This is a genomic window from Pseudomonas sp. UBA1879, from assembly GCF_002338065.1.
Lineage (GTDB): Bacteria > Pseudomonadota > Gammaproteobacteria > Pseudomonadales > Pseudomonadaceae > Aquipseudomonas.
This window is the reverse complement of the sequence record NZ_DDHJ01000015.1, coordinates 581,569-593,852: the sequence shown is the minus strand read 5'-3', so window position 1 is coordinate 593,852 and position 12,284 is coordinate 581,569. Positions and strand designations below refer to the sequence as shown.

Annotated in this window: 12 protein-coding genes and 1 pseudogene; 6 read left to right on the top strand and 7 right to left on the bottom strand. The window is 60.3% G+C overall.

What is annotated here, in order from left to right:
• Positions 1-101 precede the first annotated feature (101 nt).
• Entirely contained in the window at positions 102-1,010 is a 909-nt protein-coding gene (locus tag B3N48_RS17810) for a LysR family transcriptional regulator (RefSeq protein ID WP_296185930.1), read from the top strand.
• Here B3N48_RS17810 and B3N48_RS17805 read toward each other — a convergent pair.
• The 4 genes and pseudogenes from B3N48_RS17805 to B3N48_RS17790 form a co-directional block, all read right to left on the bottom strand.
• A pseudogene (locus B3N48_RS17805) lies at positions 996-1,773 on the bottom strand (substrate-binding domain-containing protein). The gene B3N48_RS17810 and the pseudogene B3N48_RS17805 overlap by 15 nt on opposite strands.
• Before the next feature lie 16 nt (positions 1,774-1,789).
• On the bottom strand, positions 1,790-3,085 hold the full coding sequence (locus B3N48_RS17800) for an MFS transporter (RefSeq protein ID WP_296185928.1): 1,296 nt from the start codon (positions 3,083-3,085) through the stop codon (positions 1,790-1,792).
• Between the two features lie 259 nt (positions 3,086-3,344).
• Complete coding sequence (locus B3N48_RS17795; RefSeq protein ID WP_296185927.1) at positions 3,345-3,743, bottom strand: tautomerase family protein; 399 nt, start codon at positions 3,741-3,743, stop codon at positions 3,345-3,347.
• 106 nt (positions 3,744-3,849) lie between these two features.
• On the bottom strand, positions 3,850-4,473 hold the full coding sequence (locus B3N48_RS17790; RefSeq protein ID WP_296185925.1) for a glutathione S-transferase family protein: 624 nt from the start codon (positions 4,471-4,473) through the stop codon (positions 3,850-3,852).
• A gap of 141 nt (positions 4,474-4,614) precedes the next feature.
• Between B3N48_RS17790 and B3N48_RS17785 the strand changes: the two genes are divergently transcribed.
• Together B3N48_RS17785 and B3N48_RS17780 are read left to right on the top strand one after the other, a co-directional pair.
• The gene (locus tag B3N48_RS17785; protein WP_296185924.1) at positions 4,615-5,493 is read left to right on the top strand and encodes a LysR family transcriptional regulator; all 879 of its coding nucleotides are present in this window, start codon (positions 4,615-4,617) and stop codon (positions 5,491-5,493) included.
• A gap of 70 nt (positions 5,494-5,563) precedes the next feature.
• Positions 5,564-5,911 (top strand): hypothetical protein, encoded by a 348-nt coding sequence (locus B3N48_RS17780; RefSeq protein ID WP_296185923.1) that lies wholly within the window; start codon positions 5,564-5,566, stop codon positions 5,909-5,911.
• 82 nt (positions 5,912-5,993) lie between these two features.
• Here the strand turns inward: B3N48_RS17780 and B3N48_RS17775 are convergent, their stop codons facing one another.
• Entirely contained in the window at positions 5,994-7,022 is a 1,029-nt protein-coding gene (locus B3N48_RS17775; RefSeq protein ID WP_296185922.1) for an NADP-dependent oxidoreductase, read from the bottom strand.
• A gap of 89 nt (positions 7,023-7,111) precedes the next feature.
• On the opposite strand from B3N48_RS17775, the gene B3N48_RS17770 reads away from it, so the two are divergent.
• Entirely contained in the window at positions 7,112-8,014 is a 903-nt protein-coding gene (locus B3N48_RS17770) for a LysR family transcriptional regulator (protein ID WP_296185921.1), read from the top strand.
• Between the two features lie 129 nt (positions 8,015-8,143).
• On the opposite strand, the gene B3N48_RS17765 is transcribed toward B3N48_RS17770, so the two are convergent.
• Positions 8,144-8,773 (bottom strand): hydrolase, encoded by a 630-nt coding sequence (locus B3N48_RS17765; protein ID WP_296185920.1) that lies wholly within the window; start codon positions 8,771-8,773, stop codon positions 8,144-8,146.
• Positions 8,774-8,987: 214 nt separating this feature from the next.
• Between B3N48_RS17765 and B3N48_RS17760 the strand changes: the two genes are divergently transcribed.
• Positions 8,988-9,884 carry a LysR family transcriptional regulator gene (locus B3N48_RS17760; RefSeq protein WP_296185918.1) on the top strand — a complete coding sequence of 299 codons (897 nt, stop codon included), beginning with the start codon at positions 8,988-8,990 and terminating at the stop codon, positions 9,882-9,884.
• 51 nt (positions 9,885-9,935) lie between these two features.
• Here the strand turns inward: B3N48_RS17760 and B3N48_RS17755 are convergent, their stop codons facing one another.
• A complete protein-coding gene (locus tag B3N48_RS17755) occupies positions 9,936-10,814 on the bottom strand; it encodes a LysR family transcriptional regulator (protein ID WP_296185916.1) in 879 nt (292 codons plus the stop codon).
• A 653-nt stretch (positions 10,815-11,467) separates the two neighbouring features.
• Here B3N48_RS17755 and B3N48_RS17750 point away from each other — a divergent pair.
• A complete protein-coding gene (locus B3N48_RS17750) occupies positions 11,468-12,160 on the top strand; it encodes a hydrolase (RefSeq protein ID WP_296185914.1) in 693 nt (230 codons plus the stop codon).
• Positions 12,161-12,284 lie beyond the last annotated feature (124 nt).

Here is a 12,284-nt window from a genome sequence, read left to right as displayed (position 1 = left end):
AATTCCCGATGCCGAGGCCTCGTTGGGCGTCGTCCGACGGGTGACCTGACTCGTAACCCATTACCCTTCATCCCTGCATTCGATCAAATACGGATTAGCCGGTGAGCATACATTTTGATCTAAACGATTTAGTGGCCTTTCGTGGCGTGGTGGAACAGGGCAGTTTCCGGCGCGCGGCCGACTCGATACGAATCACACAGTCGGCATTGAGCCGACGCATCGAGAAGCTGGAAAGCGCCTTGGGCGTTAAGCTTTTCGAAAGGACCACACGGAAGGTGTCGTTGACCAATGTCGGCCGTGCTTTCTTGCCGCAGGTGGAACGGTTGCTGGACGACCTTGATCTTGCGTTATTGAGCGTGGGGGAAGGGGCGGCGTTGCGCACAGGGACCTTGACCGTCGCCTGCGTGCCCTCGGCTGCTTACTATTTCATGCCCCACGCGATCCGCAGCTTTCATGGCCAATACCCGAAGATCAAGATCAAGCTGATCGACGCCTCTGCCAATGAAGTCAGCGCGGCAGTGACGTCCGGGGAAGCCGACTTCGGCCTGAGCTTTACTGGCAATCTCGCGCCCGAGGTCGAATTCAGCCTGTTGATGGAAGAGCGCTACGTCATCGCCTGCCGACATGATCACCCGCTCGCTGCACAGTCGTCCGTGACATGGGCTCAGGCCTACCAGCACGACTACATCACCCTCGATCGGTCATCGGGCAACCGTCTGGTCCTCGACCGCGCGCTGCCGGGCTTTCAGGTCGAGAAGGGCAGCATCTGCGAAGCGCGGCACGTGACCACGGCGCTGGGACTGATCGAGGCGGGACTAGGTGTGGCGGCGGTGCCTTCCATTGCGCTGCCGGTTGCGCCCCATCCCATTCTGACCAGTGTCCCGCTGATCGAGCCTGAGGTGGTGCGCCAGGTAGGGCTGTTGAAACGCCGCGGACGCACGTTGACGTCCGCAGCGCTGGAGTTGGAACGGTTGATTCGCGAATTGCCCGAGCGTTTAGCGCGGCACTGAATCCAGACCCGTGGCCCGAACGGTCGCTTGCGCGTCCGGCGACGCCAGGTAGGTCAGCAGTTTCCTGGCTTCGGCCGGGTGCTCGGCGTTTTTCGGAATGCCGGCGGCGTAGCGGGTGACAGACTGCAGGTCTTCCGGAATCTTCCCGGCGAAGGTGATGCCCGGCACAGGCAGCAGTTCGGCCACTTGCTGGAAGCCGACTTCGTAATCCCCTTTGGCGACGACGGAGGCGACCGGAATCCGCTCGACCATCGTACTCTTCGGTGCCAGCTGCGCCTGTACGCCCAGCTTCTTGAACAGTTCGTTCTGGATGTAGACGCCGCTCGCGCTGTCGGAGTAGGCGACAGATTTTGCCGACAGCAACACCTGTTTCAGCTCCGCGTCGGTCTTGATCGAAGGCGCCTGCGCCCCGGCCTTGACTGCCATGCCAATGCGCGAATCCGCCAGCTCGACGCGGGACGCGGGATCGACCTTGCCCTGCTTGATCAGATCGTCCAGCGCGTAACCGACCATGATCACCACATCAGCGTGTTCGCCCCCGGGCCAACCGATTGGGGATGGCTTCTTGCGCTTTGCCCATCGACGGGCCGAGCACGGTCTTGAGCGTGTCGCCGCTGCGTTTGGCGTACTCCGGCGCAAGCCTTTGATACGCTGCTGTAAAGCCCCCCGAGGTCATGACAGTCAGTTCCTCGGCCTGAGCCGCGACGCTGAATGCGCACCCGGCGATCAGGCAGGCGGTGAGGGATTGGGATAACAGTTTCATAACGACTTCCTTCATTTCAAGCAGTGACAGGGGACTGTGCAGCGAGGCGGCGGTACAGCAGCAGGGTGGCGGCGAACGCGCAACCGGCGGCGAAAATCATCCAGAAAGCGGGCGCGGCTTTATCGTCGGTCACGTGGATGAGCCAGGTCGAAACAGCGGGCGTGAAGCCACCGAAGATAGCGGTCGCCAGGCTGTACGCGAGGGAGAAACCGGCGACACGAACCTCCGCAGGCATGATTTCAGTCAGTGCCGGGATCATCGCGCCGTTGTAAAGCCCGTAGAGGAACGAGAACCACAGCAGCACTTCCAGCATGTGCGAGAAGCTGGGCGCTTGCGCCAAAAACGACAGTGCCGGGTACGCCGTGATCAGGGTGAGCAGTGACATCGCCATCAGCAACGGCTTGCGGCCGAAGCGGTCGCTCAGGGCGCCGCCGATGGGCAGCCAGACGAAGTTGGAAACGCCGACCAGCAGCGTCACCAACAGGGCGTCCGCGGTGCTGAGTTGCAGCACGGACTTGCCGAATGTCGGCGCGTACACGGTGATCATGTAGAAAGCGGTGGTGGTCATGGCGACCATCAGCATGCCCAGAATGACAATCGCCGCATTGCTGTAGAGGGTCGCAATCACCTCTTTCATCGTCGGGTGATGCGTGCGAGCCGAGAAGGCTTCGGTTTCCGCCAGGCTGCGACGCAGCACGAAAATGAACGGGATGATCAGGCAGCCCACCGCGAATGGAATCCTCCAGCCCCATTCCGACACGGCAGCCGGTGTCAGCCACAGGTTCAAGGCGTAGCCCAGCGCCGCCGCCACCACGATGGCGACTTGTTGACTCGCGGATTGCCAACTGGCGAAGAAGCCTTTGCGTCCCGGTGTCGCCATTTCCGCCAGGTAAACCGACACGCCGCCCAGTTCGGCGCCTGCTGAAAAGCCCTGAAGCAGTCGCCCCAGCAACACCAACGCCGGTGCCCATAGGCCGATCGTGGAGTAACCGGGGACTAACACGATGAGCAACGTGCCGCTGGCCATGATCGCCAGCGTGACGATGAGCCCCTTGCGACGACCGACGTCATCGATGTACGCCCCCAGCAGCACGGCGCCAAGCGGGCGCATCAGGAAACCTGCGCCGAACACGGCGAAGGTCATCATCAGCGAGGCGAATTCATTGCTGGCGGGGAAGAATGCAGCGGCGATCTGGGTGGCATAGAAGCCGAAAAGGAAAAAGTCGAATTGTTCCAGGAAGTTTCCGGACGTCACCCGGAAGACCGTGGCGGCCTTGGACGACCCAGTGGCCGCGGGGCTCGATGTAGGCATAGTGCTCTCCAGCGTTTTTTAGAGTGTTTTGTAAGCGCTTGTAACTGGAGATTCTCGGGCAAAAACGTCTGAGCGATAAACGTTGAATATTCATGGATTGATGCATAGAAGCGATCAATGGCAATTTCAGCAGGCATCGCCCGCGACGAGCTCTACGTCTCGTCGCTCGGCTTCGACGCGTTTATTCCTTCAACCGGACAGACGTCGCGCCTGTCACGAAAATGATCATGGTTGCATCCTGTTCAGAGGGGCGATGGTGTCAGACCGCGTCATCCTGTGGCACATACGAGGCAATGCCATTTCCGAACGACCAATCAGGTGTGTCGTTGTTTGAAATGAACACTTGCACGTCTTCCGGCCGCATACCCGTTCGCGATGAAAGTTGCTCGGCAATGGCGCGATACAGGGCCTGGCGGGTGGGGGTGTCGCGCCATCGGTTCGCCAGAATATTGATGAGAACGACGTCGTCCGTTCGTTCGATATCGAGAAAGCGTTTACCGTAGAACAGCGTGCCTTTTTCATATTGGTCGATGACCTGAAAGCGGTCGTCCTTCGGTACGGAATAGGTGTCGACCAGTGCCTGGTGAACGCCATCGGCGATGGCCTGGAGTTGGTCGGAAGGTTTGCCTTTGAGCAGCGATATTCTTACGAAGGGCATTGTGTTTTCCTCGGTCGGTTCATGCATTCAGGGGGTGTTGAATCGCACAGCGCAGGGGGCGGCGAGCAGTCGGACGATGTGAGCGACGCCTGCGCCCGTCGTTGAACTAAGTGAAGGGTGTCATCACTGCTTTTTGATAGGCGGGGCGTTGTTTCAGGCATTCGTACCACTTACGGAGATGAGGCATCTCTGCGCGTTCAATGGGCATTTCGAACCAGCCATAAACGAAACACCCCATCGGAATATCTCCCATGCCGAACGTGTCGCCGGACAGGTACGGCCGAGATGCCAGCTCGCGATCAACCATGACCAGCAGACGTTCGACGGTCTTGATGCTGTCGTTGATCTCGGCCCAATTCTGTTTATCGGGCGCCGTTCGCACGACGCCTCTCACCACGGCTCGGAAGGGTTCTGTCAGGGTCGACGTCGTCCAGTCCATCCATTTGTCGGCGCAGGCTCTGATGCGTGCATCGCAGGGGTACAGCCCTGAATCCCCGCCGTATTGCGCCGCAAGGTAGCGAACGATGGCATTCGATTCCCAGAGGATGAAGTCGTCGTCTTCGATCAGTGGAACGACACCGTTGGGATTTTTCGCCAGGTAATCCGGCTGGTCGTTAATGCCATACGCGCCACCTGCGGAAATCGACGCGTATGGCAGCCCCAGCTCTTCAGCAATCCACAGCACTTTGCGCACGTTGGCGGAATTGATCCTGCCCCAGATTTTAAGCATCAGGATGTACTCCGTCAGACCCCTACGAAAACAGGCTGAAGGCGAGGTCGGCCTGTTGGATGGCGTTCAGTGTGCTCAACGGCTTCCCATCGGAAAAGCAGTAAGATACGATGGCTGCCATCGTTTTAGCCGGTGGATGACATGCACGGATTCGACCTTGATCAATTGAAGACCCTGGTGGCCGCCGTTGACGCAGGCAGCCTCACGGCAGCGGTGCAGTTGCGCTTTCGGTCGCAGTCCGCCCTGAGCGAGCAGCTCAACAAGCTGGAGGAGGCCGCCGGTGAACGGCTGCTCGTGCGCAGCAAGTCGGGGGTCACGCCGACCGCTGCGGGTCAGCGCCTGGTCGCGCATGCCCGGGAGATCCTCGCACTGTCAGATGCCGCCTGGCGCGATATGCACGATGTGCCGCTGGCGGGGGAGGTGCACATCGGCATTTCCGATTACTTCCGACCAAGTCAACTGGCGCAACTCTTGGCACGCATTGCGCTGCATTATCCCGGCTTGCGGATGCGAACTCAGATCGACAAAAGCGACAACATTGCCGCGGCCCATGGGAGTGGGTCTCTGGACCTGGCGATCATCATGCGCGCGTCCGGGTCGGAGTATCCCTTTGCCAGCGAGGCCCGCACGTTGCGCACTGAACGTCTGCTGTGGGCCACCTCGCGGGACAAGCCCATTGCGGTCAAGGACACCGTCGTCGAACTCGCACTGCTGTCGGAAACGTGCTCGCTGCACCGGCTGGTGCGCAGCAAACTGGACGCCTGCGACCTGCCTCACGTCGTCGCTTACGTGGCCTCAGGCGTCGCTGGACTGCAGGCCGCAGTCGTGGCGGGCATCGGCATCGCGTGTCTCAATGAATCGGCGTTCATCGAGGCCGATATGGTGGAGGTCTCCGGTATCCCGCTCCCGCCGTTGCCCACCGCAGACATGGTCTTGCTGCCCGTGATCAACGGCAGCGGCAAGGTCCGAGAACGGTTGACGGCGATGGGTGACATCATCGCCGCGACACTGACGACCTGACCGGGTGCGTCTGCACTGCGGAACCTCATCGACGACGCAGGTGTCACATCGGAACTCCACGATTGGGTTGTTGAAGATGCAAACTTGGTACAGCAAGTCGCTAGGCACTGCCTCAGCCGTTTACACCGCGATCCATGACTTGAACTTGTTGTCTTCGAGAATGTGTCCCTCGGTACTTCATCCCTATGTACTGGTCATCGATACCTTCACGGTGGAGACGATCGTGTTCTTTGCCCCAGAGGACGCCGAACTTGCCCGGGCTTTCGGCGCCAGCGCCTGCGCCCAGCCCGTGATCGACGGGACGCGCTTTGTCGACATCGGCTACACCCCGCTCGTGAACACTGAATTCCCGGCATCCGTGGCTGCTGACACGCAGCATTTCAGCCAGCGCGCTGACAGCACACTTCCATCCGTATAACCGGTCCCGGCAGACAGCCCTCACGGGTGTCGACATCACGGCCTGAGTTATCTGGCTGATTGCAAGTCAAAGGCCGTGTGGCTCAATACCGCTCATCACCGACAACAAGCACCACTTTGCCCTGGATGCTGCCCAATGCCGCTCTGCGGTGTGCATCCGACGCCCTCGCAAGCGGGAATGTGCTGTCGATTACGACGCGAAGGGTGCCGTCGTCGAGCAACCTGCCGGCATCTTCCAACTGAGCGCCATTGCCGCGCACCTGCGTAGAAGACACCGTGATCCCTGATTCACTGGCCTTGGCGTGTCCGGAAAAACCCAGCGGGTTGACCAGGTAGAGGGCGCCACCGGGTCTGATGACGCCGAGGAAGCGCTCCATCTGTGGACCGCCGACGGCATCAAGCACCAGATCCACGTCTTTTACACTCGCTTCGGCCGCAGTCTGGGTGTAGTCGATGAAGGCGTCAGCGCCCAGATCGCGAAGCAGCCGTTCATGCTTGCCTGAGGCGACCGCGATCACGTGAGCGCCCTTCCATTTGGCAAGCTGTACGGCCAAATGCCCAACGCCGCCTCCCGCCCCGTTGATAAGGACCGTCTTGCCTTTAAGCGAAACGGGGGCATGTTGAAAGCGCTGGAATGGATTCGGCGCGTCATGACCGACCTCGATCAGAAACTGCCAGGCAGTGAGCAACGACATGGGCGCGCCAGCGGCCTGGACGTGATCCACTCGACGAGGTTTCAACGCCAACTCGGCGACGGGCACACGTACGTATTGGGCATAGGCGCCGCTGCCCGTCATCACATCCTCCGGAAAGCGGACCATCGCATAAACGTCGTCCCCGATGTTGAATGGGCAATCCCCTTCACCGATTGCGACGATTTCCCCCGAGATATCCGTGCCCAGAATCAGCGGGAAATTCCCATCAGGCCGCCATTCAGGGGGGAGGGCGCGATAGCCGTCCCGCAGGTAGAGGTCAGGCGGATTGAGGCTTGCGGCGCGTACACGGACCAGTGCCTCGCCGGGCAGCGGGACAGGCCTGGGCGCATCCTCATACTGCAAGACGTCAGGGCCGCCAAATGTATGCAATCTCACCGCTTTCATCGTTTCGCTCATCACAACCTCGTTTGTCTCAGTGGGAGTAACTAAGCCTATTCGGAGAAGCCCACGTTGATAATGAGGTCAGGATTCGTTTCAATACTGCCATGAAGGAACCTATCGGATTCGAACGACTCAGCGGGTTGATTGCATTTGCCCGCGCAGGCTCTCTCGGCAGCTATAGGGCCGCTGCTCGCTCGCTATCGATTTCGCCTTCCGCCGTGAGTAAAAGCATCCAGCGGCTGGAGCGTCATTTCGGGCTTGCGCTCTTCACTCGCACCACGCGCTCGCTGACCTTCACAGCAGAAGGCCGCGATCTACACGCGCGTGTGTTGATATTGCTACGTCAGGCGGAAGAGATTGAACAGCTCGCCAAGTCTGCGCGTTCCGAGCCTGCAGGCACGTTACGGATTGCGGCGTCACTTCCTGTCGGGCTGCACATGCTCGCGCCCGCCATCACCGAGTTTCGTTCGCGCTTCCCCAAGGTCATGATCGACCTGCGCTTGAGTGACCAAATGGTGAACCTGGTCGAGGAGGGCATTGATCTCGCCATACGCATCGGTGAGCTTTCGGACTCTTCGCTGCTTTCCCGCAGACTGATGCCGTACACCCTCTGCTGCTACGCCTCGCCCGACTACCTGGCCAGGCACGGAACGCCTCTGCATCCGGATGAATTGGCGGAGCATGAGACGGTGAACCTGCGCTATCAAGGCTCCGGTCAGGCGTTACGCTGGCCGTTTCGGATCTCGGGCAAGGAGATCGAGCTACTGCCACCGTCGGCTGTCATCGTTGATGCCAGTGAGGCCGTGCTTGCGGCCATGGCAGCAGGTGCAGGCATCGGGATGGCTGCCAGTTTCGTGGCAGCCCCGAGGGTCAGTCGGCAAGAACTGGTTCCGGTGTTGTCCGAGTTCGCCGTGACGCGGCGCAACATCACGGCGGTCTGGCCGGAGAGTCGCCGCTCTCACCCTGCTGTGCGCGCCTTTCTGGATGTGCTGATCGAGGTTCGCTAAAAGGCACCATCCCTTATCCAATTGCCCGCGAGTATGTGAGCCGCACCCATGCGTGAGGATGGACTCGCCATCCTCACGGCGATCGGGCGCCGTTTTCATGGAATGTGAATCGTTAGCCCGCCCACGGGCTCACTCGGCGGCCTTCTCGGGGTTGAAGCCGTCGAAGCTGTCGAACACGCCCATGAAGCCTGGAACCGTCGCTTCCCGTGACCAATCGCGCTGGAGTTCGCAATACATCTGCACGCGGCTGATGAGTTTTACGCCCGCTTGCTCGATGCGGCGCAGCGCTGCTTCATGTGCGGCGACTGACGTGCCGCCGACTGCGTCGACCGGCACATAGACGTCGTAGCCTTCCTGGATCGCGTCCAGTGCAGGGAAGGTCAGGCAGGCCTCGGTCCAGAGCGCAGTCATGATCAGCTTGCGGCGGCCAAGCGCTTTGACCGCCTGCTTGAACTCGACGTCTTCCCAGCTGTTGATGGAGGTGCGGTCGTAAGTCGGCAGGTGGCCAATCACGTCTTGCAGTTCCTGTATCGGTGGCTTGTTGCGACCGGTCTGGACGTTGACGGTGGAATGAATGATGGGAAGCTTGTAGGTCAGCGCGGCCTTGGCAACGCTGGTGATATTGAAGATCAGCTCTTGTCGGCCCATCGCGCGGATCGAGGACACCTGAATCGGCTGGTAATCGATGATGATCAACGCCGAATTTTCCGGGGTTAATAGCTGATCGGTGTGCGCATTGCGGGTCGTTTCGCTCGCCATTACTCGGTCCTTATGATTGTTGATTCATGTGCGTAAGAGGCGCCTCCTGAGGCGACGGTCGCCAGGCAGCACGCTGCGGATGCCGATGCAGCCATTCGAACGGCATGCGTCAACCACGATCCGCCAGAGGAGACCGGCGCATTTTGCTGTTCCTGTATGTGCTTCGGTAGTAGCATCCGGCAACGAACTGTGTTGCGCAGAGAGGAACACCCAGTTGGATATTGAAGAGCTTCAGACATTCGTTGAGGTGGCCGATGCGGGCGGGGTGTCGCCTGCCGCGATTCGGCTGGGCGTGTCCAAATCCATCGTGAGTCGCAGGCTGGCGCGGCTGGAAGCGGAGCTTGGTGTGCAGCTGCTGGCACGCTCCACGCGCGGGGCTGCATTGACGGAAGCCGGCGCCACGTTCCGCGACCATGCCGCCAGGGTCTGCGTGGAGATGGAGATCGCCAAGGAGGCGATGCTGCCTACGGGCGCGCTGCGAGGCCGACTGCGGGTGGCTGCGCCGCTGTCTTTTGGCCCGACCCATTTTGCCCCGATACTCGCGGAAATGGCCCGACGCCATCCTGAGCTTCATGTCCAGGCCTGCTACAGCGATCGCTTCGTTGATGTCATCGCGGAAGGTTTCGACTGTGCGATACGGGTTGGCTATCTTCAGGACTCGAATCTGGTCGCACGGTGCATCGGCCCGATCAACGCGAGTCTGCTCGCCAGTCCGGGTTACATCCACACCCATGGGGCGCCCGAGGAGCTAGGGGAGATCATGGCCCATCAGGCCCTCATGACGGGGACCGAGACGTGGCAATTCATGGACGGCGACAAGGTGGTCTCGGTACGTCCACGGGGACGCTTCAGGGCCGACAACGGCATGGCGCTGGTTGCCGCTGCCGTGGCGGGGCTGGGTATCGCCTACCTGCCTGATTGCCTCACCTACGACAGCGTGATTGCCGGCGCGCTCGTGCCGATCATGACGCGTTTCCCGGCGCCCCCTGCAGGCGCTTATGTGGTTCGCCCTTCAGGTCAGCATCCCGCTCAGAAGATTCGCGTGCTGACGGAGCTCCTGATCGAGTATTTCGGACAGTCTCCGCACTTTGCCGGAGTCGTGCGTCACTGAGGGCGACCCGGCGTCGCTCTTCTACAGCAGCATCAGGCTGCATGACCCGCGCTATGCGTCCGGTGTTTTATCCAGGCACTCGACCAGCATTTCAGTGAGCACTCGAATCTTTCGCGTTGGATGCCGACTGCGTGGGCGAACCACGTGGATGCCTGCCAGCAGTGGCGGATATCGAACCATGACCGGCACCAGCGCGCCGTTTTTGATGTGTTCGTCGGTGACGCTGTCAGAAAGGTAGCCCAGGCCCAGACCCGCCACGGCCGCCGCCACCAGCGCGACGGGATTGTCGGCCTTGAAACGTCCCTGTGGATTGACGGTAATGATTTTATCGCCGTCGACGAATCGCCAGCTTTCAGTTCCTTGCATCAACGATTGGTGATCGAGAAGCTCGGTAGGTGTCTCGGGCGCGCCATTCTCTTCCACGTACTCCGGGCTCGCCACCAGTTTGCCGTAGATACTTCCCACGCGTTTCGCGATCAAGTTGGAGTTTTGCAGGTGCCCCACCCGAATAGCGCAGTCATAACCTTCACCGATCAAATCAACGGTTCGATCGCTGTAGTTCGTATGGATATTCAGGAGCGGATGACGACGCGCCATTTGCGCCAGTACTGGCGCAAGATGCGTTGGACCGAAGGAGATCGGCGCGGCGATGCGAAAGCGTCCTTGCAGTTCCCCCGCGGGAAGAATGGCATCTCTGGCGGCCTCGATCTCGGCGACGATTCGCCCGGCATATTCACGAAACGTAATGCCTGCGTCAGTCAACGCGGCCCCTCGCGTCGTTCTGGCAAGCAACTGCACACCGAGCTGGGTTTCCAGCCGCAGGAGCCTGCGGCTTATAACGGATTTCGTAACACCCAAACGCCTTGCAGCAGGCGACACGCCGCCAGCATCCGCCACCTGAACAAAGGTTTGGAGCTCTTCAATGTCCACTACATAACTCCTTGACACATAACATCGACAACATCCATTCCACCGCTCAAAGGTGGGGACCACTGCCGATCCCCCGCGACCCTCCCGTCACCACCGCACGTTTTCCGCTCACATCAACCATTGGCTCACCGTCTTTTATGGAAATTATCTGGCCGTGCTCTCCCTCAAGGGTGAGGTCAGCCACGCTGAGGGCAGCGATAGTAGGAGCCCGATACGTTTGGTTGTAGCCCTGAGCAGCGCCAAACTGTGTCGTCAAAAGGGGAACGCACGGGCCTGTGCATGAGTGCGAGTACGAGCGGGCGGCGATGGCGGCCTGTCTCAGCCGAGGCATTCGTTCAACGCTCCCAGCGCATCGGAATGGATGAGGTAGTTGGCCCCATTAGAGCGGTCAGGGTCGTTTTCTGCGGCGTCGATCAATGCCTCTGTGTTGCCGATTTGGCGACACAGTTAATCACTCGCAGCGACTAGCGGAGCACGTCAGTCGAACGGCATAGTGCGCTCGCGCAAGTTGCCGAAAAAGTACATGCCAGGACGGATCACGCCAGCTCCCGACAGCTTAATCAGGAGGGTTGATGACTACCGGTGACGGGCATTCGCTGCCCACGCGGCATGACGCCGCTTTCGAAGCCGTTTATCCATAAAGGAAATGCCCCATGTCCAGTCAGCTTCTAGAGGTCCTGACCCCGCAGAACAGCCAGGTCATTTTCATCGACCAGCAGCCACAGATGGCGTTTGGTGTGCAGTCGATTGATCGCCAGGTGTTGAAGAACAACGTCGTGGGGCTGGCGAAGGCCGCCAAAGTCTTTGGCATCCCTGCGACCATCACCACCGTAGAAACCGAAGGCTTTTCCGGCAATACATACCCTGAGCTGCTGGCGGTGTATCCGGATAACAAGATCCTGGAACGCAGTTCGATGAACTCTTGGGATGATCAGAACGTGCGTGATGCGTTGGCGCAGTCGGCAGCCACCGGGCGCAAGAAGATTGTCGTATCAGGCTTGTGGACCGAGGTCTGCAACACCACGTTCGCGCTATCCTGCCTGCGCGACACGGACTACGAGATCTACATGGTGGCAGACGCGTCAGGCGGTACCTCGGTTGACGCGCACAATTACGCCATGGACCGCATGATCCAGGCCGGCATCGTGCCGGTCACGTGGCAACAGGTGCTGCTTGAGTGGCAGCGCGACTGGGCGCGTAAAGAGACGTATGAGGCAGTGATGGCCATCGTGCAGGCGCATTCCGGTGCCTACGGGATGGGCGTGGATTACGCCTATACCATGGTGCACAAGGCCCCCGAGCGCGTGCAGCACGGCGAACGCATCGGCCCCAACCCGGCCAGGTAGGGCTGTCGTGCAGGCGATCTGTTGGACAGACAAGGGGCGGGGGCTTTCCGATCATGGTCAGCCCTCGGCAGCGGGGCGAGTGCTTCCGCTTCGAACCCCGCAAGATGCACTCAGTTCTGTAGCA

Coding starts and splice junctions, on each gene's coding strand:
- B3N48_RS17765 (WP_296185920.1), bottom strand. CDS start 8,773: ATGGCGAGCGAAACGACCCGCAATGCGCACACCGATCAGCTATTAACC.
- B3N48_RS17790 (WP_296185925.1), bottom strand. CDS start 4,473: ATGCTTAAAATCTGGGGCAGGATCAATTCCGCCAACGTGCGCAAAGTG.
- B3N48_RS17775 (WP_296185922.1), bottom strand. CDS start 7,022: ATGAGCGAAACGATGAAAGCGGTGAGATTGCATACATTTGGCGGCCCT.
- B3N48_RS17785 (WP_296185924.1), top strand. CDS start 4,615: ATGCACGGATTCGACCTTGATCAATTGAAGACCCTGGTGGCCGCCGTT.
- B3N48_RS17800 (WP_296185928.1), bottom strand. CDS start 3,085: ATGCCTACATCGAGCCCCGCGGCCACTGGGTCGTCCAAGGCCGCCACG.
- B3N48_RS17795 (WP_296185927.1), bottom strand. CDS start 3,743: ATGCCCTTCGTAAGAATATCGCTGCTCAAAGGCAAACCTTCCGACCAA.
- B3N48_RS17770 (WP_296185921.1), top strand. CDS start 7,112: ATGAAGGAACCTATCGGATTCGAACGACTCAGCGGGTTGATTGCATTT.
- B3N48_RS17750 (WP_296185914.1), top strand. CDS start 11,468: ATGTCCAGTCAGCTTCTAGAGGTCCTGACCCCGCAGAACAGCCAGGTC.